General features: G+C 54.1%; 14 protein-coding genes. 6 read left to right on the forward strand and 8 right to left on the reverse strand.

Annotation, left to right across the window (positions count from 1 at the left end):
- Positions 1 to 47 precede the first annotated feature (47 nt).
- The 3 genes from SH528x_RS11440 (at position 48) to SH528x_RS11450 (ending at position 6,270) form a co-directional block, all read left to right on the forward strand.
- On the forward strand, positions 48 to 1,769 hold the full coding sequence (locus SH528x_RS11440; protein ID WP_442510652.1) for an MFS transporter: 1,722 nt from the start codon (positions 48 to 50) through the stop codon (positions 1,767 to 1,769).
- A gap of 106 nt (positions 1,770 to 1,875) precedes the next feature.
- Positions 1,876 to 5,337: a hypothetical protein gene (locus tag SH528x_RS11445; protein ID WP_442510653.1), complete on the forward strand. Its 3,462-nt coding sequence runs from the start codon at positions 1,876 to 1,878 to the stop codon at positions 5,335 to 5,337.
- Positions 5,338 to 5,427: 90 nt separating this feature from the next.
- A complete protein-coding gene (locus tag SH528x_RS11450) occupies positions 5,428 to 6,270 on the forward strand; it encodes a glycoside hydrolase family 16 protein (protein WP_442510654.1) in 843 nt (280 codons plus the stop codon).
- Between the two features lie 143 nt (positions 6,271 to 6,413).
- On the opposite strand, the gene SH528x_RS11455 is transcribed toward SH528x_RS11450, so the two are convergent.
- The 3 genes from SH528x_RS11455 to SH528x_RS11465 form a co-directional block, all read right to left on the reverse strand.
- A complete protein-coding gene (locus SH528x_RS11455; RefSeq protein WP_442510655.1) occupies positions 6,414 to 8,648 on the reverse strand; it encodes an acetylxylan esterase in 2,235 nt (744 codons plus the stop codon).
- Positions 8,649 to 8,836: 188 nt separating this feature from the next.
- Positions 8,837 to 10,285 carry a DUF1501 domain-containing protein gene (locus SH528x_RS11460; RefSeq protein WP_442510656.1) on the reverse strand — a complete coding sequence of 483 codons (1,449 nt, stop codon included), beginning with the start codon at positions 10,283 to 10,285 and terminating at the stop codon, positions 8,837 to 8,839.
- A complete protein-coding gene (locus SH528x_RS11465; RefSeq protein ID WP_442510657.1) occupies positions 10,282 to 13,398 on the reverse strand; it encodes a PSD1 and planctomycete cytochrome C domain-containing protein in 3,117 nt (1,038 codons plus the stop codon). Before SH528x_RS11465 ends, SH528x_RS11460 begins: the two co-directional genes overlap by 4 nt.
- A 211-nt stretch (positions 13,399 to 13,609) precedes the next feature.
- On the opposite strand from SH528x_RS11465, the gene SH528x_RS11470 reads away from it, so the two are divergent.
- Positions 13,610 to 14,968 carry an enolase C-terminal domain-like protein gene (locus SH528x_RS11470; RefSeq protein ID WP_442510658.1) on the forward strand — a complete coding sequence of 453 codons (1,359 nt, stop codon included), beginning with the start codon at positions 13,610 to 13,612 and terminating at the stop codon, positions 14,966 to 14,968.
- A gap of 75 nt (positions 14,969 to 15,043) precedes the next feature.
- Positions 15,044 to 16,318, forward strand: a complete 1,275-nt coding sequence (locus SH528x_RS11475) for a serine hydrolase domain-containing protein (RefSeq protein ID WP_442510659.1) — start codon at positions 15,044 to 15,046, stop codon at positions 16,316 to 16,318.
- Between the two features lie 50 nt (positions 16,319 to 16,368).
- On the opposite strand, the gene SH528x_RS11480 is transcribed toward SH528x_RS11475, so the two are convergent.
- Genes SH528x_RS11480 through SH528x_RS11500 form a run of 5 tightly spaced genes read right to left on the reverse strand, consistent with a single transcriptional unit; the run spans position 16,369 to position 21,965 of the window.
- Positions 16,369 to 17,136, reverse strand: a complete 768-nt coding sequence (locus SH528x_RS11480) for a class I SAM-dependent methyltransferase (protein ID WP_442510660.1) — start codon at positions 17,134 to 17,136, stop codon at positions 16,369 to 16,371.
- 4 nt (positions 17,137 to 17,140) lie between these two features.
- Entirely contained in the window at positions 17,141 to 18,244 is a 1,104-nt protein-coding gene (locus SH528x_RS11485; protein WP_442510661.1) for a DegT/DnrJ/EryC1/StrS family aminotransferase, read from the reverse strand.
- A complete protein-coding gene (locus SH528x_RS11490) occupies positions 18,237 to 19,229 on the reverse strand; it encodes an NAD-dependent epimerase/dehydratase family protein (RefSeq protein ID WP_442510662.1) in 993 nt (330 codons plus the stop codon). The genes SH528x_RS11485 and SH528x_RS11490 overlap by 8 nt, the downstream gene beginning before the upstream one ends.
- A gap of 16 nt (positions 19,230 to 19,245) precedes the next feature.
- Entirely contained in the window at positions 19,246 to 20,196 is a 951-nt protein-coding gene (locus tag SH528x_RS11495) for a glycosyltransferase family 2 protein (protein ID WP_442510663.1), read from the reverse strand.
- Positions 20,193 to 21,965, reverse strand: a complete 1,773-nt coding sequence (locus tag SH528x_RS11500) for an ArnT family glycosyltransferase (RefSeq protein WP_442510664.1) — start codon at positions 21,963 to 21,965, stop codon at positions 20,193 to 20,195. Before SH528x_RS11500 ends, SH528x_RS11495 begins: the two co-directional genes overlap by 4 nt.
- A 384-nt stretch (positions 21,966 to 22,349) precedes the next feature.
- Between SH528x_RS11500 and SH528x_RS11505 the strand changes: the two genes are divergently transcribed.
- Complete coding sequence (locus tag SH528x_RS11505; protein ID WP_442510665.1) at positions 22,350 to 26,558, forward strand: DUF7133 domain-containing protein; 4,209 nt, start codon at positions 22,350 to 22,352, stop codon at positions 26,556 to 26,558.
- The last annotated feature ends 118 nt before the right edge of the window (positions 26,559 to 26,676 follow it).

The following is a 26,676-nucleotide window of genomic DNA, read 5'->3' on the forward strand; positions in this document are numbered from 1 at the left end:
ATGCCATATTCGCGGGCCTTTCTCTCTTTTCACCTGACTGGATTGCCGTGCCTGTGCCCTCTTCTGAACCTGCTGAAACACCTCGGCTCGACACAAAACTGTCGGGTGAGGGAGCGATTCAAGGTCCAGCAGTGTCCCACGCCGAGAGCGACCAGCGGCTCAGCGTGGGCGAAAAAGTAGGCTATGGGCTCGGCGACACCGCCTCGAACTTGTACTGGAAAACGTTCGAGTTCTTTTTGGTCTACTTTTACACCGACGTGTTTGGGTTGACCGCCAAGTCCGCCGGCACACTGATGCTGGTCACTCGTATTTGGGATGCGATCAACGATCCTTTGGTCGGCTACCTGGCCGATCGCACACGCACCAGTTGGGGACGCTTTCGGCCTTACTTGGTTTGGATGGCGGTGCCCTTTGCGATCACGGGGATGATGACGTTCTATACGCCCAACCTTGGCCCCAACGGCAAACTGATTTATGCCTACATCACTTACACCTTAGTGATGATGGCCTACACCGCGATCAACATTCCCTATGGAGCGTTGATGGGGGTGATCTCATCCAGTTCGATCGAGCGCACCAGCGTATCGACCTATCGGTTTGTTGCCGCATTTTGTGGTGGCATCGTTGTCCAGTACTGTACGCTCGGAATGGTCCGCTACTTTGGCGGTACCGAGACCGCTGTCATCGACGGGGTGGCAAAGCAGGTTGTGGTTAACGAACAGATGGGTTTTTTCTGGACGATGGCGGTCTTTTCGGTCGCTGCGGTGATTTTGTTCTTGATCACGTTTGCGACCACCAAGGAACGAGTCCAACCGGCGGTGGCGATGAAGTCGACGTTTCGTGCCGATTTGCGATTTGTGTTGACCAGCCTTCGTGTGCATCAAGTGATGCTAGGCGGATTGGCTCTGTTGGCATGTTTAGCAACGGCGTTTTCGCCAACGACGTTATTGCCCATTTTAGGTGGCTACGTGTTCTTGAGTCTGGTGTCGTTAGCGGTACGCCAAGTGGCGTTACACCGCTTCGATGATGTCACTGAGGTTTCGACCTTGGAAATGGATTTCAACGATTTGATTTCCAATCGACCCTGGATGGTTTTGTTTGGTTTTGGCTTGTTGCAATTAACGGGCTTGTTTGTTCGCGGCGGTGCGATTTTGTATTACTTCAAGTACTACTGTGGCAACGCGGATCTGGCGCCCATGTTTTGGGTTTTGGGCAGTTTTGCTGCGATCGCAGGCATGTTGATCACCAAGCCGATGACACGGATCTTTGGAAAAAAGACGCTGATGATCGGCATGAACGTAGGGGTCGCGATTCTGACCGCATGCTTCCTGTTTCTAGAACCGGACCAGGTCAACATGATGTTCGCGTTGCAGATTGCTGCGTCGTTTATCGGCGGCCCAGTGCCGGTGTTGCTGTGGGCGATGTATGCCGACACGGCGGACTATTCCGAATGGCGTGGTGGCCGACGTGCCACGGGGTTGGTGTTCGCCGCAGCCACATTCTCGCAAAAGATGGGCTGTGCCGTGGGTGCCGCGATGACCGGCTTTGCACTCGATCACTACGGTTACCTGCAACCTCTGGTGGGCGTCGAGCAGTTGCAAACTGCCACAACACTTGATGGTTTGCGGATGATGATGAGCGTGATCCCCGCGATGTTCCTGTTTGCAGCGGCGGCCTGTTTGTTGCTTTACAACATCAACCAACCACTTTCCGCTCAGATCGAACGAGAGTTGCAGGCACGTAAGACGGAGGAGTTGAAATCCGCATAGCACGATACGGCGACTGCCAAAGGAAGCTCCTTTACTTGGACACTTAGTTTCTTAGTCGCATTCTTGTCTCTCCGACATTCCGTCACCTTCGCATCACTGTTTCAATATGACTTCACTCAATTCGCCAACGATTTCACATCCTCGCATTTCAGGACAATACGTTCAGCTGGAAGGGGCGACGTGGTACAAAATCTCCAACAGCCACTTGATGTCCCCGTTTTTCATGAGCGCCGTCAGCTCGAGCGACCACTGGATGTTTATCTCGAGTCGCGGCTCACTGACCGCAGGGCGGCACAACCCCGACTCGGCACTCTTCCCTTATTACTCGGCGGACAAAATCGCCGACACTGCCGCCCATACGGGTCCCAAGACATTGCTCAGAGTATTGCAGGACGGTGCCTGGGTGCTCTGGGAACCTTTTTCAACTGCTCCGATCCGCGACGGCGCACGAACGCAAAACCTGTACAAAAACTCGTTTGGTAACCGCATCCTGTTCGAAGAGATTCACCATTTGCTGGGCATTGCCTTTCGCTACGCTTGGACGTCGGGGCATCAATTTGGATTTATCCGCAGCTGCGAACTAGTCAATTTGAATGACGTCGCGGTTCAAGTCGAAGTGACCGATGGGCTGCAGAACATGTTGCCGGCGGGGTTGGGGAAAGATTTTCAATTGCGTTACAGCAACTTGGCCGACGCCTACAAAAAGAGTGAATTGCAGTCCGACTCGGGATTGGGATTGTATTACCTAAGCTCCGTTCCCACCGATCGTGCCGAACCAAGCGAAGGACTACGTGCAACGGTCGCTTGGCAACATGGGCTCAATTCGCCGACGATCGCATTGAGCGACACCCAGTTAGACCAAGTTCGCAACGGCGCCGACCTTGTTGCTGAGACCGAGGTGCGGGGACGCCGAGGTGCGTTTTTAGCATCGAAACGGCTCGAGCTGCAACCACTTGATCCTGTGCGGTGGAGAATCGTCGCCGATCTGAACAATGACCACTGCGACGTGATCAAGCTGCAGCACCGCTTGATCGCAGGAGGGGATGTCGGCGCCGCGCTGGAACAAGACGCTGTGGCAAACGAAACGCAATTGCTAAAAATCTTGTCCGCTGCCGATGGCCGTCAGCTAGGGGCAAACCAGTTGCGTATTCAACGTCATCAATCCAACGTGCTCTTTAATGTGATGCGTGGTGGACTTCCCGCTCATGGATACGAGATCAACACCACCGATTTCCACGCCCATGTGCGAGGCGCAAACCGCTTGGCGGAACAGCGGAATGCCACGCTATGGAACGACTTACCGAAGTCGATGCGCATGGACGAACTGAATTTGCGGGTCGCCGAAACCAAAGATCCCGATCTCATTCGCATCGCATCGGAATACTTGCCCCTGTACTTCAGTCGTCGGCATGGTGACCCCACGCGTCCATGGAATGCCTACTCGATTGATGTTCGTTCCGAAGACGGATCCGAAAACCTGAGCTACGAAGGCAATTGGCGAGATATCTTTCAAAATTGGGAAGCCTTGGCGGTTGCCTATCCCCATTTCGCCACCAGCATGGTGCTGCGTTTTGTCAACGCATCGACGGCGGACGGCTACAACCCCTACCGGATCACCAAAAACGGGTTCGACTGGGAGGTCCCCGATCCCAACGATCCATGGACCAACATCGGTTACTGGGGTGATCATCAAATCATCTACTTGTTGAAGTTGCTTGAACGCTGCCGAGCGATGACTCCAACGCACTTAAACGCTTGTCTGTCTCAGCCCTACTGTACGTACGCTGATATCCCTTACCGCATCCGCCCGTATGCACAAATTTGTCGCGATCCGCAAGTCACGATCGATTTTGATTTTGAACATGCTGACGAGATCGACCAACGTGTCAAATCAATCGGGGGTGATGGCAAACTGATTTGGGGCGACGATGGCGAGCCCTACCACGTGGGGCTGATCGAAAAGCTGCTCGTTCCAGCACTCACCAAACTGACGAACTTTGTCCCCGAAGGCGGCGTTTGGCTAAACACGCAGCGGCCCGAGTGGAATGATGCCAACAATGCATTGGTGGGCCGTGGTTTATCCGTCGTCACCGCGTGTTACCTTCGCCGTTACATGACGTTTTTAATCGATTGGTTCACGAGCCCCGGTGACACTATCCCCGAAACGGTTGCAATCTCCGCCGCCGTGTGCCAGCTAGCCGATCGCGTCAAACAAGTATTCGAGCAACATGCCGACGCATTTGATGGCCCGATCGACGACCATCGCCGCAAACAAATCCTTGATGCCCTGTCGATCACCGGAGAGGATTATCGCGACCGAGTGTATAGCGGCGAAATTTGCAACAAAAAGAAAATGATTTCGCTGGCGTCCTTAGTTGACCTTTTTCGTCAAGCACGAACGATGATCGATCACACCATTCGCCGCAACCGCCGCGACGATGGTCTGTATCATTCCTACAACTTGATGCACCTCGAAGACGATTCCGCACCGCTTTCGCATTTATACGAAATGCTCGAAGGCCAAGTCGCCGTGATCAGTAGCGGATTGTTGTCGCCCCGCGAATCGCTCGCCGTGCTCGACGCGCTACGTCGCAGCAAGATTTACCGCGAAGATCAGCAGAGTTACATGCTGTATCCCGACCGCGAATTGCCACGGTTCCTGGAAAAGAACCAGCTCACAAAACAAAACGCATCCCGATCACGTTTGCTGACTCACATGCTGAGCGACCAATACAACGCGATTGTGCAGCAAGACATTCATGGAGAATTGCACTTCAACAGCAAGTTCTGCAATGTGTCGGATTTGAACATCGCTCTGGATCGCTTGCAGCAGCACTCGAAATATGGCGAATTGGCTCAGCAAGAACGCTCGCTTTTAAACGAGATTTTTGAACAGACATTTGGACATCGACACTTTACTGGGCGATCAGGAACGTTTTTTGCCTACGAAGGACTCGGATCGATTTACTGGCACATGGTTTCCAAGCTTGCCTTGGCCGTCATGGAGCAATGCATGCAGGTGCGTGGCATGACACCGCAGTCCGATTCAGATTTACTTAAGCGATTGCACACACACTATTGTGAAATTCGAGACGGGATCGGGTTAACAAAAACTCCATCACAATACGGAGCCTTTCCCTCGGACCCTTATTCGCATACCCCACGGGGCGCCGGTGTTCAGCAACCAGGGATGACGGGACAAGTAAAAGAGGACATTCTTTCTCGCTGGGATGAGCTCGGCATCCGTATCGATAAGGGACAACTTCGCTTTGATCCCGTCTTTTTCGAGTCGAGTGAGCTGCTTCAAAGCGATGCCGAACTTGTCTATTTCGATGTCCAGCGACGTCGCATTGCCTTGCCCGTTTCCGCGGGCTGTTTTGCCATGACGTTGTGCCAGGTGCCGATTTTTTATCGTCCCAGCGACCGCCCTGAACTAAGCATCCATTACGCGGACCAGCCGACCGTCAACCGCGATGTTTTAATGATGACCGCTGCAGAGACAGATGTATTGTTTCGTCGTCGTGGCGAGATCACTCGCATCGAAGTGAGCTTTGTTGCTCCGGCGTGACGCCACGCACCATCCATTCTACTATGTTCCCCTCCTCGCAACCGAAAGCGAAAACTCATGATGTCTCGAATCGCAAAAGCAGCACTTAAAATGAAATGTAAGACTATGAATCGCGTGACCTGTTTTGCCGCCTTCACTTGTTTGTCGATCGTCCCTGCGTGGGGACAAGAGAAAGTCGATCCGCAGACGCCCTCTGCGGATTCTGAAATGAAGTTGGTCTGGCAAGACGACTTCAATGGCGACTCGCTGGACTATTCCAAATGGGGCGTCGAGGTCAACGCGTTTGGAGGTGGCAATAGCGAATTGCAAATTTACACGGACCGCTCGGAAAACGTTCGTGTCGAAGATGGAAATCTTGTGATCGAGGCTCGCAAGGACAACACGGGAATCAGCGGTACCGTTCGCGAATATTCATCGGGACGCGTGCGGACCAAACATCGCGGCGATTGGAAGTATGGTCGGATTGATGTACGCGCCAAGCTGCCCACCGGAGCTGGGATCTGGTCCGCGATCTGGATGCTGCCCACCGACGATGCTTACGGCGGGTGGGCCGCCAGTGGTGAAATCGACATTATGGAGATGAAAGGGCAGGAACCCGACCAAGTATTAGGCACATTGCACTACGGCGACGTGTGGCCACGCAATGCTTACAGCGGAGACACCTATAAGCTACCCAACGGATCGTTTGCAGATGAATTCCACACCTTCTCGGTCGTCTGGCAAGCGGGAAAGATCGAATGGCTAATTGATGGGAAAAAGTATCAGACGCAAACGAAATGGAGCAGCACCGGCGGCGAGTTCCCGGCTCCGTTTGATCAAGAATTCCACTTGCTATTGAACGTCGCTGTCGGCGGCAACTTTCTCGGCGCTCCGAATGACACAACGCCATTCCCCACCAAGATGTTGGTCGACTACGTGCGTGTCTACCAATAGTGAACCGGGGCCTAAAAAAAACGGCTAATAACCGGAAGACTCCTGGCTAGCTGCTTAGCCTCGTGGGAACGGGGCAGGCCGCCAGTCGCAAACCTGCCTTCCGAAACTCTACGCGAGTTTCGCTACGTGATCAAAGCGTCAGACTATCGCGATTGCAGGATCCAATCGATTGCCGCGGTGGTCGATTCGACATCCGCAGGAGCGAGAGATACGGCGCCAGGTTTGCCGCCGGCCTTGTATGCCTTCGCTGTAATTGAGGGGATCGACTTTTCGCCATTGATCCACAACGGCTGCGGAGCGGACAATGCCAACAACGTCGGCAGATCGCCGTACTTGATTGCCCCCGGCAAAAAGTTCACGTGCTGCCAATCATTCAGCATTTCGAACCGAAATCCCTCCGTGTCGATCGCAACACGATCCATTTTCGCTCCGGCAATCACGCGAGCCGCTGCGACGAGGGGGCCGCCGCCGTTGACGCCTACCACTTGCAACGACTTTGGCTCGTGATCGTCGCCACGAATCCATGCAGTCACGGTCAGGATGTCATGGACGCGGCGAGCAAACACGGTGTCGTTGTAACCGTAAGTGTATCCCGCAAACGGACGTGGCCCTTTGACAGTGCGGTTTTCCGTTAGCGAATCGGACTCGCTCGTGAATTCACCCTGGCCATATAAATCGGCGCCCACCACCGCGAATCCAGCCTTCACCAAACGCAACAAGTCTGCATGAGGCTTGCCATTGGGAAACATCCCCGATTTGCCTTGGCCATCAACCCACAACACAACTTGCTTGTTCCACTTGTCGGGCTTGGGATAAACCGAAACGACTGGCAATTGCTCGCCTTTGCTTGTCAGTGTGATCAGATCACCAAACTCGATGTAATCCTGACGCGGTTCTTTCCAGACCTTCGTTCGCTTAATTTCCGAGGCCTTTGGCATCTCACGTCCGATCAACGTTTGCCAAGCTGAGCGGACGGTCGCGAGGTAGGATTGCGTTTCACGATCGCCATTGGGTGAGTGATTGGACAACGCAGCCAGATCTCGCTCTTTTAATTGCCTCAGCAATTTGCGTTCGTAATCGTCGCCGCCCTCGGGGGCAGGGTGTTTGTCGTTCCAGACCGTGTATTCTTCGGGTGTTAGCGGTTTCCAATCGAGTTCTTCGATCGGATCCTCTAATCCAAGGTCGAGATATTTATTCATCCACGAATACATCACACTGCGGCTGACGGCGTTGTAATTGTGAGGAAAATGCAGCATCGGTTCGCAGTACACGTCGTCGGCGACGTCTAGCATCGAATACAGTTCGCGAAGCTGCGGATAGCCCTTGGTCATCATCTCTTTGGTCCAATCGTTCGCCGCCGTCATCGCTTGCGGACGCGGGGCAAACAAGGCTGCGAGCTCGACGTTGCCCGTACCGATGCGAAGCAGGCTGCAGTTTTCACAGGTGCATCCGCCCTGCATGCTGGTCGAAACCATGCCATTTGGAAAACCAACAATGTGGCGATCGTCGATCGCGCCCATCAGAATTGTCTGCGTTCCACCGCCGCTGCCGCCGGTAACGGCCAAGCGAGCCGGGTCGACATCAGCCAGGCTTTCTAAAAAATCAAGCGACCGGATGCAGTTCCACGTTTGCAAACCGAGAATGCTGTGCATTCGGCCTTCGGCTTGAGCGCCGTAGAAACCATAATTTTCACTGCCTTCCAAATCCGCGTTGTGCTTGGCATAACCATGCGCACGATCCTTTGAAATCTGATTGCTGTCGACATAGCCGAGCATGTCAAAGATAAACGTGACACAGCCCATCCGAGCGAGCTGAGCGCAGCGAGCCAGTTTGGGGTAACGTCCCGATTCACGGTGCAGTTCGGCACCGGACTTGATCAGTTCGTCCATCTTTGCTTCGCCGTAATCGTATTGTCGGCCGCCGTGACCGTGAGGCGACAAGACCGCAGGCCGCTTGTGGGTCACTTCGCCCTCAGGTCGAAACAATAGCCCCGAGACAAAATGTCCTGGCAAGCTTTCAAAGTAGACCTTTTCGACCGTAAAGCCATCTCGCTCGACTTTGCCATGAATCACTGCATTGAGCGGCGTTTTCTCAGGCATCGGGAACAACCCGGTCGCCACCAATACCCGCTGCTTCAATTCCGCTTGACGCTGCTGCCATGCCTCTTTCGACTTGGGGACCTCAAACGGAAAGTAGCCATTCAGATCCTTCGGTTCATTCAACCGAACGTCATCGGGGCGGGTGTTGGCATCGAGAACGCGATGGTTTTCGATATCGACATCGCTAGCGATCAATGCGGACGAGCCGCAAATCGCGAAGCAAACAGCGACGAAGAGGACTGCCGTTTGGCAACGGACAAAGGGAAATAAGACTTTCACGGAGGGCTCCGAATCAGGTAGGAGGGTGTAGAAGCGGAAGCCCATTGTAACCGACATTCGGACCGCAAAGATCGTGACGCCAAAGAAAGTGCATAGAGTTTCCGCAGCGACGTGAGCGGAGTCTCGGCAATTCGGCGGTCCCCGATTTTTCAAAGATGACTATCGAACAACGTTTTCGTCGTCCAGGCTTACGTCAACAGATCGTGAACCACACTGGCCTCTTCGACGCCCGTCAAACGCTGGTCTAGCCCTTGGAAGCGGTGGGTGAAACGCGAGTGGTCGATCCCTAACAGATGCAGGATCGTGGCTTGCAAGTCATGTACTTCGACCGGGTTGTGGGCGACATTGAATCCAAAGTCGTCCGATTCGCCGTAAGTGAACCCACGTTTGACGCCGCCACCCGCCATCCAAACCGAGAAGGCATACGGATGGTGGTCGCGTCCGCGGGGGGCGCCGGGCCGGTTTTGTTGAAACGGAGTCCGCCCGAACTCGCCGCCCCAAATCACCAACGTGTCCTCGAGTAGCCCGCGTTGCTGCAGGTCTTTGACCAAAGCCGCCGACGGCGCGTCGGTGTCCTGGCACTGGATTTCAAGTTGCGTATCCAAATTCGTATGTTGATCCCAGCCAGCGTGCATCAATTGGATGAACCGGCAACCCCGCTCGGCCAACCGACGCGCCATCAAACAGTTGTAGGCAAAGCTGCCCTTCTCTTGAACTTGCGGTCCGTACATGTCCAACACATGTTGTGGCTCGTCACGCATGTCGGTCAGCTCAGGCACCGACGATTGCATTTTGTACGCCATCTCGTATTGCGCAATACGAGCAGCAATCTCGGGATCACCAAGTCGATCCAAATTCATTTGATTTAGCGCCGCTAAATCATCGAGTTGCGTTCGCCGCGTCGATCGACTGATCCCGTCTGGATTGGAAAGATACAGTACGGGGTCGCCAGCGCCACGAAACTTGACGCCCTGGTACTTGCTGGGCAGAAAACCGTTGCCCCAATAGAAATCATAAAAAATTTGGCCACAGGAGGCTTGGCGATCGCGGCTGGTCATGACCGTAAAGGCGGGCAAGTTTTCGGTTTCACTGCCGAGCCCGTAGGTCAACCATGCTCCCATGCTCGGTTTGCCAGGCAATTCCGATCCGGTCAGGAAATAGGTAATCGCCGGTGAATGGTTCACCTGCGTCGTCTTCATCGACTGGACAAAACAAAGGTCGTCAACAATCTCGGCAGTACGCGGCAGAAAGTTATCGGCAACCCATTTGCCGCATTCGCCATGACGAGCAAATTGGGTGATCTCGGGCAAAAACGCTTTTTCCTGACTCGCGGTCATCGTGCTGAACCGCTTGCCTTCAGTCAGTTCGGCAGGCAGTCCTTGCCCCGCGAACTCGCGCAGCTTGGGCTTGTAATCGAACAAGTCGACGTGTGAAGGCCCCCCGTTTTGAAACAGATAAATCACCCGTTTCGCTTTGGCGGGAAAATTCGGCAGCGTCGGCGCCGCAGGATCCGGCAGCGCCGCGCGGGCTTGGCCACCGATCAGCGTGCTGAGTGCGGCCGCACCAACGCCTATGCCCATTTTCCCTAATAGATGACGGCGGGTCACGAGGGCAGCATGTTCATTAATTGGGTTCATGGTTTTACCAAGACCTCGTCGAGATTCATCAGAGTGTTGTACAGAGTCGTATAGGCCGCGTGTTCGGCGGGATCTAGCGACGTGTCACGCGGTTTGTCACCAGTCGCCAAAAGATCCGCAGCGTCCTCGGGTGAATCGCGGAACGCTTCGACATAGCCATCGACTCGCTTGGCTAGCAGATCGAGCTCCACCGACGTCGGCGGACGCGACGTCAGTTTGACGAACGCCGAGGTGATCCGTTCGGTTTTACTTTCATGCTCTTTGATCGATTCTTCTGCTAACACACGAGCTGCTTCGACATAGGTGATATCGTTCATCGTCGTCAGCGCGTGCAGCGGCGTGTTGGTCAGATTCGCTTTGACTTCGCACGTTTGTCGCTTCGCTGAATCAAAGAACACCGTCGGCCCGACGATTCGCCGCCAAAACGTGTACAGCGATCGGCGATACAGTTTGTCACCTGTGTCGGCTTGATAGCGAATTTTGCCGAACGTTGCCTCGCCCCAAATTCCATCGGGTTGATACGGTTTGACCGGCGAACCACCCAGCGAAGGATTCAACAACCCGCTCGCCGCCAATGCATGGTCCCGGATCATCCACGATGGCATGCGATGTCGCGGTGCTCGCGAAAGCAACCGATTCTCTGGATCTTGTTCCAACAATTCCGAGGTCACCTGGGCAGATTGCCGATACGTGTCGCTGGTCACAATCAGTCGATGCATTTTCTTGACGTCCCAGCCAGACTCGACAAATTCAACGGCCAACCAATCCAGCAGATCGGGATGCGTCGGCTGAGTCCCCTGCAACCCAAAATCGTCCATGGTCGAAACGATGCCGCGTCCAAAAAACGTTTGCCAATGACGGTTCACGGTCACGCGGGCGGTCAGCGGGTTTTCAGGCGAGACGATCCAACGGGCGAGATCCAGACGCGTTGGCGGAGTGCCGTCGGACTTTGCAGGAAGCGGCGGCAGCATGTTTGGGACATTGGCAACCACTTTCTGATCCGTCACGTCATTGTAAATTCCTTTGACAAGCACGAACGTTTCGCGAGGCTTGTCACGCGTATCCATCACCATCACCGGTACCGGTTTCGACTTTGATTCCAGTGCAGCCAGATCGTGACGTGCGGCGACAAGTTTGCGAGCGATTTCATTGGAGGGCTCCCAGTGATGTATGCGGAAATGTTCTCGCAGTGCCGCTCGATCCGCATCACTTCGCTGCTTGGGCGTTTTCAGCAAGATCGCAGCAACCTTGGCATCACTTCCCTGAGGTTGTTTTGCATCGGTGACACTGATTCGGAACAGAGCCAACGTGTGCTGCGTGTGCTGGGATTCAAAACGCAGCTTAACGCTCAGCTCGGTCCCGGCATCAAAGCCGACTGGTTGCTCGAAAAAGAATTGGGCCCAACGAGGTTCTTTTTTTGTATGTCCGCTGACGGACCAACCGTTGTCTTTCCCGCTCTTGCCGTCAATCGCTTCGCTGACAGGCAGGCCGTTTTGGGAAAAATCGGCTTCGGCGGCGACCAATTTGACAGATTCAAATTCCGCGTCCGCTGCATCCGCAGGACGAGCCGCGACTTCGATTTCGCTCAACACAAAGTTGCCATTTTTATCGCGTCCGGTCCCTTTGCCAGGCGACGAAGGGTCGACCAACGCATCAATCCGGATGCCGCTGAGGTTGTGTTTGTCGGTTGCGAAAGTGAGCTCATACACGTCTTTTCCAGGTCGTTCGCCAGTCACATGCAGCGACAAGTCGTCACGTTTCGTGATCGTGGCCCCGCCAGTCGAACGCGACTGGGTTGCATCAAGCGGCTGCCACTGCTGCGGCTGTTCGAGCAAACTTTGTTCATTCCAGGGTGCTTCCCATGCCGCTTGGGCCGCGTCGGCGGCATCCGACGCAGCGAGCAGTTTTGTAGTCAACTGATCAATTTGACGCTGTTGATTTTCCAGCTGGCTGCGTGCATCGGCTGGCACATAGTCCATTGCCGGTGGAACCGCGAGCCCGCCGACGATGCGTCCTTCTTCGGAGGTTTGATTGAAAAAGTCAGTGAAAGCGAAGTAATCCACGTTGGACGTCGGATCAAATTTATGGTCGTGGCAACGAGCACACTGAAGCGTTAGCCCTAACCAAACCGTGCCGGTTGTTTCGGCGCGATCAAAGACGTTGTCGACACGCGTTTCCTCGGCGATTCGGCCTCCTTCGCCATTGTGCATATGATTGCGATTGAATCCGGATGCGAGCTGTTGCTCGGGTGTCCGGTCGGGAAGCAGGTCGCCTGCGATTTGTTGGATTGTGAATTCATCAAACGGCATATTGTCATTGAGTGCGTTAATCACCCAATCCCGCCACGGCCACATCGAACGCACCGGATCGCCTTGGTAACCGCTGGTGTCGGCATAACGTGCGGCATCGAGCCACGGCCATGCCATCCGCTCGCCATAGTGAGGCGACTGCAACAATCGGTCGACCAAGTTTTCGTACGCCTCGGGCGATTCGTCGGCTAGAAATGCGTCAACTTCTGCCGGCGTCGGAGGCAATCCGATCAAATCCAATGTGACACGACGAATCAGAGTCCGCCGGTCGGCTTCGCCCGCAGGCCGCAAGCCGTTTTGTTCAAGCCGTTTGCGGACGAAGAAATCGATTGGATTCGATTCCGACTTGGGTACTTCCGGACGCACCGGTTTCTCAAACGACCAATGACTTCCCCACTCGGCTCCTTCGGCGATCCAGCGTCGCAGGATCTCGATCTCGGATTGGCTCAGCGGTTTACGATGCGACTGCGGCGGCGGCATCAACATGTCTTCGTCGTCGGTGATGATCCGCGAGAGCAATTCGCTTTCGTCAGGTTGCATCGGCACGATGACTCCGATCTCATCGACAGCCGATTCACGTCGGTCCAGTCTCAGATCGGCTTCGCGATGTACTTCGTCAGGGCCGTGACAATGAAAACATCGGTCCGACAAAATCGGCAGCACGTCCCGGCTAAACCGCACCGGTTCGTCCGCAGCACGGACGCGATGGGCATTGAGCAAGGAAACGGACAACAGCAGAAATAGGGTGGGAAAGCGTGGTGGGATCATGCATTCCAGTTTAGACGACAATGCAAACGAGTTCATGTAGGTTTACGACGGAGAGCTGCATTTTTAACATCCCTTTTTACAATGTGTTGTTTCGGACGTTTTCTGTGATCTTTCGGACTTTGCCCAATTCACCTTTTCGGGTGGGGGGACAGCTCGATCTCGAACATTTTTGAATTGCGTGACGACGAGCGTGCGTGACGCTAAGATGGTTTGCCCCCCTGATCTCTCACCCACCCCTGGTTATCGAATGCCAAATCGCAGCATCAAAATCACCTCCGCAAACGTTTTTGATCTTCGCGTTCCGACGTCCGACCAAATGCTAGGGTCCGATCCATTTCATCTTCAGCCCGACTATTCGTCGGCGGTCTTGCATTTGGAAACCGACTCGGGGTTGCGAGGTGTTTCGATTGTGTTCACGGTCGGTGCAGGCACGGATTGGATATGTCACGGCATTCGCGATCTTGGTCAACTGATGATCGGGATGACACTCGAGGAGTTTGCGAATTCTCCAATAACCTTGTATCGGCGTCTAATCGATCACCATCAATTGCGTTGGCTGCACGATGGCGTTTTTCGCATGGCCGCTGGCGCCGTGATCAATGCGATGTGGGATCTTTGGGCCAAATCGCTGGGCAAGCCACTTTGGAAGTTGCTTGTCGATCTCGAACCTGATTTCATCGTCGACTGCATCGATTGGCGTAATCTCCGCGATGCCTTAAGCGAAACGGAAGCATTGGCGATCTTGCAAAACGCACGCAGCAACGTAGCGCAGCGAGAGATCGAATTGCAAGAGTGTGGCCCCAAGGCGTACTGCACCGCAGGATGGCTAGGGCTGAGTGACGATGAAATCGTTGCCACGATCGACAAGTTACGCGAGCAAGGATTTGATTCGTTCAAACTGAAAGTCGGTCGCGACCTTGATCATGACGTCAAACGAATTGCGTTTCTCCGCGACATCGTTGGCCCCAAGTGCAATTTGATGGTCGATGCCAACCAGTATTGGGGTGTCCCCGAAGCGAAACAGCATTTGGAACAATACCGCGATTTTGATTTGAAGTGGGTCGAAGAACCGATCGCACGTGACGATGTGCTGGGTTACGTCGATCTCGCAGAAATGTTTGCCGACGCAAGTTTCGGCTTCGCTTGTGGCGAGCACGCTGCATCGCCTGTGATTTTCAAACAGTTGCTAAAAAGCCGGGCGATCAAGTACTGCCAGATCGATGCCACGCGCGTCGCCGGGGTAAACGACGTGATGGCGATCATCTTGATGGCAGCAAAGTTCGGCGTTCCGGTTTGTCCTCACGGCGGCGGGATCGCGTTGTGCAACATGATCCAGCACTACAGCGTTTGGGACCAAATCGCCGTCTCGGGAACTTCCGAAACTCAGTTGGTGGAATACATCGACTTTTTACAAGAAGCGGTCGAGCATCCCGTTCGGACACGCGACGGACATTACGTCACCCCATCGGCCGCCGGGTGGGGATTGGAATTTGTACCGGACTTTATCGATGAGTATCGTTTCCCCGACGGCACAGCATGGCGAGACCGCAGTCATTTGCGAAAAGGGGCTGCTTTTGAGGCCACTGCGAAGCCAATGACTCGATAGCAACATCGCCGCCGAGTATTTTATAGAAACTCGCCACCACACAATCTGTCCTTACCCAAAACCGGTGCTCCAAACATGATTCGTTCTATCGTTGGCATGCTTGTCCTTTCTACCATCGGTCACGGGTGTTTACAGGCGCAATCCACAAGCGTGGCAACGACCGCATTACCCACGGCCGACGCGTCGGACGTGGGGATGTCGGCGGACGCTCTTGCCAAAGTGGACGCGGCGATGCAGGAATCGATTGACGAAAATCGCATCCCTGGCGGCATCGTGATGATCGCTCGTCACGGCAAAGTCGTGTTGCATAAAGCCTATGGCAAAATGGATCTCGAAGCCGACAAGCCAATGAAGCCCGATACGATCGTGCGAATCTATTCGATGAGCAAAGCGATCACGACGGCGGCGGCGATGATGTTGCACGAGGAAGGAAAACTGGATGTAAACGATCCCGTCTCAAAATATCTGCCTGAACTCAAAAACGTGCACGTTTCTACGGACGGCGAAACGCGCCCTGCGAACCAGACAATGACGATCGCCGATCTGATGCGGCACACTGCGGGCTACACGTATGGTCGTTCGGGGAATTCGCTTCACGACGACGCGTTCAAGGAACTCGACATGCTTCAGCGTGACGACTCGCTCCAAGCAATGCAAACCAAACTTGCCAAATTACCGCTGGTGTTTGAACCGGGCACCGATTGGCAGTACGGGATCTCGATCGATGTGCTGGGGCGAGTGATCGAAGTCGTCTCGGGTGAACCGCTTGGTGACTTCCTTCGAAAACGAATCTTTGACCCATTGGGAATGAAGGACACCGGCTTTTTTGTTCCCGCTGAAAAAGTGGGCCGCTTTGCTGCGAATTACAACACCGACGGCAAAGGTAAATTGACGATCGGCGATGCTCCCAGCGAAAGCCCATATTTAAAAGCGCCCGGCTTTGAATCGGGTGGCGGCGGTTTGGTCTCTACCGCAGAGGACTACATGCGTTTCTTGCTGATGATCGCTGCGGGCGGAGAATTTGATGGCAATCGCTTGATGAAACCCGAAACGGTGGCACTGATGACGACCAACCAAGTCCCGAAAAGCGTAGGCTGGATCAAATTTGGTAAGGAAGTTCGCGGCGGAGTCGGCTTTGGATTTGGGTTCTCGGTGCGGGAATCGATGAGTGATTGGGATCCCGATGGCCGGGTCGGCGAATACGGCTGGGGCGGCGCCGCAAGCACGCATTACTGGGTGTCCCCGGAAGACGATTTGGTAGTGATCACGATCGAACAGATCATGCCTTACCAATGGCTCACTGAGTTCAAGCTAAAAGGTCTGATCTACGACTCGATCGTTGAGCAGTAAGCGGACATCGAGAAAACTCGACGAAGTGATTGCCCACGCCAGAGAACGATTCATTGCCTTTTCTGTCCGATGGCGAAGACGCTGCTTCCCCAAGGCAGCGAGAATCCAGAGGAAATAAGACGATTTTCCAATTTCATCACGCTGCCCAACATAACGTTGGACACCTTGCTTGGCTGACGCAGCGCCGAAGTGGCATTCGCTGGGTCTTTGTTTCGCCACACCATTGACGGCAAACGACTGGCTACGACCAATGGAAAAAGCAAACACAATCGGTAGGTGAGCTGTCGCGTTTGCAGTCCAAGGTCTTCCATCAGCCCGCGTACCTCAGACGCAACGTATCGCTCTTTTGTTTGGATTGCCAGGTCGTGATCACTGCGAAGCCAATTGTAAGCTGGCAAATTAACGATGAAAATTCCCGATGGACTCATGCGATCGACGATGCGTCGCAGGCCGTCCAATGATGCGGCGATCCCAGGTATATAAAGCACATCGCAACTGATCACAATATCGTACGTGTCGTGATGCAGTGCGACGTTGCGAAGATCGCCTAGGTAAACATCCGCTGCCGGACATTTTTGCGATGAGTACGCAACCGCTTGTTCCGAGACATCGAAACCACCCAGATAGCTCGGATTCAACTTCTCAGCGAGATAGCGTAGGTTTTCGCCTGTACCACATCCGACATCAAGAATGCGAGGTTGATTCGGTAGTTGGTCTCGGTAGCCGTCAATCGAATTCCCGATTCGATTGCGCAGCGATCGATACCACCAGTGTTCTGCTTCGACTTGGGCCATGATTTCATATTCGCGAGGGTTCATGGCGTCAACGCGTGCCTCGCACAGCAGCAATCACACGCTCCACTTCATCGTCACGTAGGCCTGGAAACATCGGCAGCGAAAGAATCTCGTCCGCAGCTCGCTCGGTTTCCAATAGATCGCCTTTCTTATATCCCAAAAACTGGTAGGCGGGCATTAAATGAATTGGTTGTGGATAATGGATCCCAAAGCCGATTTTGGCGGCCTGCAGTCTCGCAATCAACGCAGGTCGATCGACCGTCCGGACAACAAATTGATGCCAGGCGTGCCGAATCCCGGGACGACGCGATGGCAGTTGCACCTCACTGCCACTAAGGCCGGCAAAATAATGATCCGCGATTTCATCTCGTCGTCGCTGGTTCGCCTCGAAATGCGCAAGCCGAACGCTGAGCACTGCGGATTGCAACTCATCGAGTCGGCTGCAAACGCCTTCGCGGTGAGCCGTGCGATCGTTATGAAATCCATACTGACGCAGTTCTCGAAGTGTTTCGGCCAATGTGTCACTGCGGGTCACACAGATACCGCCATCCCCTAATGCGGCAAGATTCTTGGTGGGATAAAACGAGTAGCAACAAATTGACGAAAATTGTCCCACACTTTGATTGCCCACCATCGCGCCATGTGCTTGTGCGCAATCGCTGACGACGGGGGTCCCGTGTGCATCCGCGATCGATTCAATCGCCTCGATGTCGGCAGGATGTCCGTGCAGATGAACAGGAATGATACATCGCACAGCGGATCTCATTGCCGCACGCAAAGCGGTTGTCGACATCTGCAGCGTCGAGGCGTCGATATCGACGAAACGTGGTATAGCGTCGATCGCTCGAATGGCCGAGACCGTTGGCACTGCGGTGTTTGCAACCGTGATGACTTCGTCGCCCGCCTTCACCCCCACCGCTCGTAAGGCGAGGATCAAAGCATCGGTCCCCGAAGCAACACCGATGGCATGTTTAACATTTACAGAGTTGGCAAACGCGTGCTCGAACGCTTCGACCTCGGGTCCAAGAATCAGCCAACCTGAATCGATAACTCTCGCGATCGCCTCATCAATTTCAACTCGATACCGTTGCAAATCGCGGCGATAATCGAATGCGGGGACGAGGTCAAGCATTACTCCACCGTTTCGTCCGAGTTCGGAAATACTTCATCGTCATCGCAAGCCCCTCTTCAAACGAAACATTCGGAGTCCAACCGGTTGCTTCGTTGAAACGACTGAAATCGGCAATGTAATCACCAATGTCAATCGCTTTGCGATCGGCCGGAAAGGGGACGCATCGGAAATCAAATTTTGCATGCTGTTGCAGCAATTCGACGACGTGTCGCAGGCTATAGCTGTTCGAGTCGCCGAGATTATAAGAATTTCCCCAGAGGTGATCTCCAGTCGATGCGGCCCTTAGGAAAGCGTCCACTACATCGGTGCAGTAGTTAAAGTCGCGTTTCTGTTCTCCATCGCCAAACAATTGGATCATCTCGCCACGCAAGGCGCGGCGGATGAAGACCCCCATGAATCCCTTTTGTCCGCTATCCAAGTCCATGCGCGGGCCGTAGGTGTTCGTCAGCCGCAGGCTGACCGTGCGCATGTTATAGACCCGATGGTAAAGCGAAAAGTAATGTTCCGTCGCTAAGTTACTGACGCCGTTGGCATCGGCCGGAACAACCGGGTGATCTTCGGTTACAGGCAGAAACTGCGGCTTGCCATAAATCTGGCGAGTGCCTGCAAAGACAATCACGGCCTCAGGATTGTTGAGTCGACATGATTCCAAAAGAGACAGTTGAGAACGACAATTGATGTCCAGATCGGTGAGCGGATCGTGCATGCTTTCGAGATGGCTGACCTGGCCAGCCAAGCTGAAAATATAGTCATGCCCTCGTACCAAGAAATTGGTGCTGAAGGAATCGCGTAGATCCGAAAAGTTGACTTCGACACGATCACGAAACTCGGCAAGATTGTCGAGTGTCGCACCGTACCGAGGAATCATCGAATCGACCAGCAGGACTTCGGCGCCGCGATTCGCCAATTCCTCAGCAAGGTTGCTGCCTAGAAATCCGATCCCACCGGTGATTAAGACACGCTTGCCTTGAAAAGGGTTGCTCATACTTGATTCTCGTTCATTACTTTGTAGACGCTTTTTTTGTGTAGCGTTCGACGAAGATCGGTCTACCACCGGTGTGCAGAAAAACTCGCCCGACATACTCGCCGATTGTCCCTAAAACAATCAACTGGACGCCCGAGAACAACACAAAGCATACGATCACGGTTGGGATACCGACCGTGACTGTGGGATTAATCCAAATTTTATCAATCACGATCGCGAACAAGGCAATGACGCCGACAAGCGAGGCAAAAAATCCCAAAAGTATCGAGAGACGCAGCGGCAATATTGAAAAGCCAAGAAACATGTTCAACCACAACGAGACAAGCTTGCGAATCGTGTATCCGGATTCGCCTGCCACGCGATGATCATGCTTTACATCGACTTGCCCCATTCGCGATGTCGATTGGCAAATCAGTCCGTCGATGTAGGGGAAGGGGCCTCGATATTTGACGATCTCAGCAACCAAGAACGCGTTGAGAACTTTAAAACTGGATAGGTAAAGATCTTTCGGCTTGCGTAGCATCAGCACTGCCATTCGATCATTGAAATAACTGCCCCATTGTCGCCAACCGCTATGTTTGCGATCGACATAACGCCCGTAAACCACATCCAGGTTTTCGTCCTGCATGAACTGCAACATTCGCGGAATTTCTTCTGGCGGATTCTGCGCATCGTCGTCCATGATCGCGACTGCGCGCCCATCGGCATGATTCAATCCGCAAATGACCGCGTTGTGCTCGCCAAAATTGCGTGCTAATTGCACAAATACAATCTGGTCGGGAAACCGATCCACCAATTCGGCACAAACATGTTCCGAATGGTCTTTCGAACCATCGTTAACCAAGACAATCTGCAGGCTTTGATCTGCGAACGTCGCCCTCAAGCGGTCAACAACCGACGCAATCGAATCCGCACCGTGATAGACAGGGATCACGACGGACAAATCAACTAATCTTCCTTCACTCAAGGCGATTCCTTCGATGATAGTGATTTCCCTTCGGACGTTTTTCGCAACAGCAAGATAAAATGTTCTCGTCCTGTCGCCCAAGCCCGCCAGCGGATTTTGTCTACTTCTTCCCAGCCGTCTCGTGGTCCAATCGACATTGCAATGATTGCCCGACCACTCCACCAACTCGTTGTGTCACCTTCACGGGGCATCGTGTCGACGTCTTCGGCAGATCGATACCACGCATTCATGTCGCGCCCTCCGTCGATCTGTTCGGGCAGATAACCTTCGTCGAGCAACGCTTCGAACGTTTGCCAACGTGTTTGATTCCATGCCAAATAGTCACGAACAAATACGACGGACACTGTCAGGAAACAGATAAGCAGTATACCCGAAATCGCCCCGGCGACCCGGTTGTGTTGCCGTGGTTCACGTGCCATCGCCACGGCACCGACCGCAAGTACAAGAGGCAGCAATAACATCCAATAGCGGTCCAGAACCCCAGTCGCGACGCCCAATACCAACACAATCACGGCAATCGAAGTCGCAACGCAGCCAAAAACAATTGCATCGGACACGTCGAAGGTCTCCGTGGACGATTGATCATTTGTCGGTTCGGACGTAGGCAAGAACCAGCGAGCAATGCTCAGATACAACGATGTTGCCAAAAGTCCCGTGTTGGCAATTGAGAGCGCGGTTACAAATTTCCAAATCTCAATCGGCCAACTCACTCCTCCCATGTCGCACCATCGCTCGGGGATTTCAAAGTCACTCAAGAAAATCGGACCAAGGTGTGCGTTCTGAATGAATGTTGCCGTTGCACTCGTCAAGCAAGCTCTTCCTTGTGTGGCAACAAACGGCACGAGCAGTGCGACCGCAACGAGGCCACCAAATAGGAGCGAAGCAACTCGATGTTGGTTTTCGAATGAATGTGGTTCTCGCTTTACAAAGAATGTTCTGTTGACCCACAATGGAAGAGCGGGCAGTAAAAGAAACCCCACAAGTATCGCCATGCCATAGGTGTTGATCATCCATTGCTTGGCATTGAAGGTGTCTGGGAAAATCGTGTCGACGCGTGCTTTGTCACCGAAAACGATCCACCCTGATTCAAACAGCAACACACCTAGTGCCGCAGGCAAAACGCAAGCGACAAGACCCTTCCAAAGCGAAAGTGTGAGTTGACCGCGAAGCCACAGTAATCCGATCGCTGCAACCGGCACTCCACACAACAAGACATGCGTTTGCCGCATCCAGAAAGCAACTCCGATTGCAACGGAACCAGCGGCGAGCCAACCGAGAGACGAGCGCCGGAGCCCTCGGGAAAAACAATAAATCGCATAGATGCCCCAGCACATCGCTGGCCCGTCGGTCATGAAGGTGAATCCGTGGCCGAAACAAAGCGGATTGAACAGAAACACTGCTGCCCAGAAAAGGCTAAACCGCTCGCTGCAATTTGCTTCACGAGCCATTTTGTAGACAGCGACCGCTGCGATCCAAAGTTGAAGGATCACGGCTAGAAACAAGGCACGATACGAGTAGCCAATCACCTTGCTAACAGCGGCACCGATGACGACATGTGCCGACGAACTGGCGGACAAGTCGCCTCCTTGTCGTATGACTTGAAAGCGAGACTCTTCTGCCAATATCTGTGCCGGTCGACCATAAAATGGATCGTCATTGGAAGGGTAGCCGCCTAAATCACTTAGCCAGAACCACGTGATCAACAACGGCAATCCGATGACGAACACCCCAAAACGGAATGCGGACGGTTCATTTTCCGATTGTGCCATCGGCATAGGACAAGGGGGTGAGCGTTGATGAGATATTGAGAACGCGTGCGTCGGACCGTTCCGATTTGCACTCGTAGAGAGTATCGCAGGGGCAGGTCGCCAGTGCAATTACTCGTCAGCCTGGACAACGGAAATTCCCCTTGCTGCTTCGTTCCATCAAGCAAGCAGTCTTGTATACTAGGCACCTGTCTAAAATGTCCCGATGCGATAGCACCCGTTATCTCATGGCACTTGTTTTCAAGGCTCAATGTCTTGGTCGATCCAGTGCGAAATTAGGTCGCATGTCTTCGCGGTCTCAACGCGGTGCATGCTTAAAACGGCATTGCTCACCTGTGTCCCTCCCCTTTCTGTCAGCCCCCGCTCTCTTTCCCACCACTGAGTTCGATGAAATTCAATCGTTTTTCGGCTGTTATCGCCTCGCTATTTTTCGTGGCGACCGCTGGACAAAGCTCTGCAGATGACTCCGCTCCCAAGCCGCTTCGAGCCCTTTTAATCGCCGGAGGGTGTTGCCACGATTACGCCAACCAACAAGAGGCATTGTGCAAGGGGATTCAGTCGCGAGCCAATGTCCAGGTCGATGTCTACTGGACCGACAATTCCACCACCGCTCCGGTTTTGCCGATCTACGAGAACCCGAATTGGGCGAAACGCTACGACGTGATCATTCACGATGAGTGCGCTGCAGACATCAAGGATCAAGCGATCGTCGATCGGATCGTGCAAACGCATCAAACGATTCCCGCCGTGCATCTGCATTGCGCCATGCACAGTTTCCGAACCGGAAGCGACGGGTGGTTCCAACATCTTGGTTTGCAGTCGAGTGGTCATGGACCGCAAGAACCGATCGAGATTCAATTTGTCGACACGAAGCATCCGATCACCCAGACGTTAAGCAGTTGGACAACGATCAAGGAAGAGCTTTACAACAACGTGAAGCTGTTCGGTGCTCATCCGTTGGCAATCGGCAAACAAGCCGTTGGCGGTGGTGACAGTGAACGTGTTGATCAAGCCGTCGTGGCGTGGACCAACGAAACGCAAGGGGCCCGGAGCTTTAGCACCACCATTGGTCACAACACCGAGACGGTCGAGGATCCACGTTACTTGGAATTAGTCACGCGAGGGTTGCTGTGGGCGTGTGGAAAATTGACACCCGAGTATCTGCAACCGTTCGCTGGTGAAAACAAAGTCACGTTCATTGACAAAGAAAAATTCAAAGCTCCGGTCTCGGTCAATTTGGGCGACATGCCTGATGACGCGACGCTAGTGAAAGCCAAAGCATCGTCCACTCAAACTTCTCAAGATGCCTACTTGGCAGTCGACGGAAACACAGAAACGCGTTGGTGTGCCGATGGAGCGAGCTATCCTCAGTGGTTGCAACTCGAATTGGGCGAGCCACGCGTGCTTAGCGAGATCGCGATCGTGTGGGAGTTCCCCGATCGACCATATCAATACAAAGTCGAAGGCTCGGTTGACCGCAAGTCATGGTCAATGCTTTTGGACCAATCCAGCGCATCCACCGCAATCAACGGACCTCAGGCATTGATCGCAAACTCGCCGTCAAAGTTTGTCCGCATTACCGGCATTTCAAGCAATGCTGGGTGGTGCAGTATCCGCGAAGTCAAAGTGAGCGGTGAGGGTGTTGGCCCGCTGTGGCCTGCCGACGCGGAGAAGAAAAAATTTGTGCCGCTGAGTCCCGATCCGTATGCAAAACAAGGCAACGTCTATCCAACGATCCAAAAGCTGACGGAGGAACAAGAAGCGACATTGTTGTCGGACGTGAAAGTGCCCGACGGTTTCGAGGCGACGCTATTTGCAGCTCCTCCGGCGGTAAACTATCCCGTCTTTGTTGCCGCCGACGTCGATGGCACCTTGTACGTTAGCTCGGATGGAAATGGTTCCCTCGGCCGCAATCCTCGTCGAGGCCGCGTGATTCGATTGCGTGACCTCGACAACGACGGCCGCGCCGACGAAACGAAGGTGTTCTGCGAAGTCGATGCGCCGCGTGGATTGGTATGGGACCACGACCGTTTGTACTTGATGCACCCGCCGCACCTGAGTGCGTTCATTGACCATGATGGGGATGGGGAAGCCGATGAGCAAAAAGTGCTCGTTAAAAATCTGGCGTTTGATTACGGAAAACGGCCGGCCGATCACACCACCAACGGAGTCAGTCTGGGCGTGGATGGATGGCTTTACATCGCTGGCGGCGACTTTGGCTTTATCGACGCCGAAGGTACCGATGGCCGGCGGTTGACGCATCGTGGCGGCGGAGTGATCCGGGTGCGTCCCGATGGCACTGGATTGGAAGTCTATTCCACCGGAACCCGTAACATCCTCGAAGTAGCGATCAGCCCCGAGATGGAAATGTTCGCCCGCGATAACACCAACGATGGTGGCGGATGGGACGTTCGTCTGCATCACTTCACCGGCACCGACGACCATGGCTATCCGCGTCTTTACAAAAACTTTCCCGATGAATGTGTCAAACCGTTGGCCGATTACGGTGGCGGTTCCGGGTGCGGAGCGGTCTACATCGATGAGCCCGGTTTTGGTGATTGGAACCACGCCCCGTTTACCGCGGATTGGGGCACCGGTGCCCTGTACCGACATACAGTCACCCCCAAGGGAGCCACCTACGAAGAGACGAAATCGCCCGAGCCGTTTATCCGCATGACGCGTCCCACCGATGCCGACGTCGATGGCAACAGTCGCGTTTACTGCGCCAGTTGGCGAGGAGCAACGTTTGATTGGAATGGCCCTGATGTAGGCTACATTGTTTGCGTTAAACCCAAAAACTTCACAGCAGCGGCGTTGCCAAACTTTGCAAACGCCAGCGATAACGAATTGGTCAACGTGATGAACTCGCCGAGTGCACGGCGGCGAATGGAGGCCCAGCGTGAATTGATGCGGCGAGGAAACTCGGCTCATCGTGAGTTGATCCAGCGTGGACTCGCAACACGAAATGAGCAGCGAAAAATCGCCGAATCACTGCAAGGCGACGCAACCGATCCCGCGTCGATTCAGCAATGCATCGCATCACTGGGCAGTACCGATCCCGTGATCGTGCATCTGGCGATTCGCAGTCTGGCAAAGCGAAATGCGTCCGCAGCGTGCTTCGCTGCATTGGACGATCATTCTGTTGCGGTACAACCTGTGCTTCGCAGCTTGGCGATGATGCACCAACCGTTGGTGGTCGACGGTTTGATCCAACGGCTCGCTGGGGAAACGGCTCCGGATCGACGCGAATCAATTTTGGAAGCCCTTTGCCGACTACATTTCCAAGAGGGCCAATGGAATGGCGATTCGTGGGGCACCCGTCCCGACACGCGAGGACCTTACTACCAACCAACACCTTGGAGCGAAACCGACAAGATCGCGGCGGTGCTGAAGCAAGCACTTGACGACGCCTCAGGTGACGCGGCCGCGAAGCTGATCTCGCTGATGAACCGCAACCGAATTGAATCGAGCGATTCACTCACCCGCTTGGTCCAACTGGCCAAACACGACCCGAACTTGATTGGCCAATTGGTCACCCAGTTAATCGCTGCCAAAGATGTGCCGCATGACGCGATTGCATTGCTCGTAGCTGCAGCGAAACGTAGCGACTTGCCCGCCGCCACGATGGCAGATCTCGTCAACGTGCTGGCAAGCGTGGATGACCGCGCCGCGCCGCCGTCGATGATCACCGCCCTGGTGACGCTGCAGCGTCAAGTCGAATCGACGAGCAACCATGCGAAAGAGCTCGTGCGGGCTCGGAACGCATTTGTCAGTGCACCGCGTTTGGACATCCAAACATCGACGCTTGTCAAAGTGGCCTCGTCATCCGATCCAGAATCTGCATTCTGGGCCGAGGCAGCGTTGATCGCTGTAGCGTCCAGTACAAACGCGAGTCCTGAGAATTGCGAGCTCGCCAAACAATCGCTCGAATCGGCATGGCGAGACTCCAGCCGCCGAGTGCGGTTGATGCAAGCGGCAGCAAAAATCGAGAACCATTTCCTCGATGACAAAATCCTCGCCGCTCGATCCGACGCGAACGCGTCCATTGCTGACAAGGCGAGGGCAATCGTGAGACAAATGCAGATCGCCGAGATCGCGAAAGATGATTCGGCAATGATTAGTTCATTAACAATAAGCCAAGCAGCCCAGCAAGCGGTCGCGATGAAAGGGAATATTGCCGTTGGCCAGCAAGTCTTCACGAAAGCGAACTGTGTGGCGTGCCATACCATCAGTGAGGATGAGGTGCAAAAGGGCCCGTTTCTGGGCAACATTGCCAAGACGTACAAACGGCCCGATTTAGCGACCGCAATTTTGGAACCGAGCAAAACGATCGCTCAAGGTTTCGTCACCAACTCGATTTTGACACTCGACGGTGTGGTTCTAACGGGGTTCGTGACCAACGAGCAAAGTGATCGTGTGACGATTAGGGACCAGCAAGGCAAAGAGACGACGATTTTGAAAGACGAAATCGAAGTGCGTCAAACGTCGCCGATCTCGGTCATGCCCGAAGGGGTGATGAAAGACTACACGACGCACGAGTTGGCTTCGTTGTTGGATTACCTCGAATCGCTTGCCGCAGCAAACTCGAAAGAATAATTTTGTGAGCCGCTCGCGCATGAGCGGGCGGGTCTTGCGTTCCTGCACATTTCCCGGTGCCTACGCAGGTCAATATGAGTCATTCCACATAATGATCTGAGCCGACGACGCTAGCCGC

Source organism: Novipirellula methanifontis (assembly GCF_052161655.1).
In the GTDB taxonomy this organism is placed as follows: domain Bacteria; phylum Planctomycetota; class Planctomycetia; order Pirellulales; family Pirellulaceae; genus Novipirellula.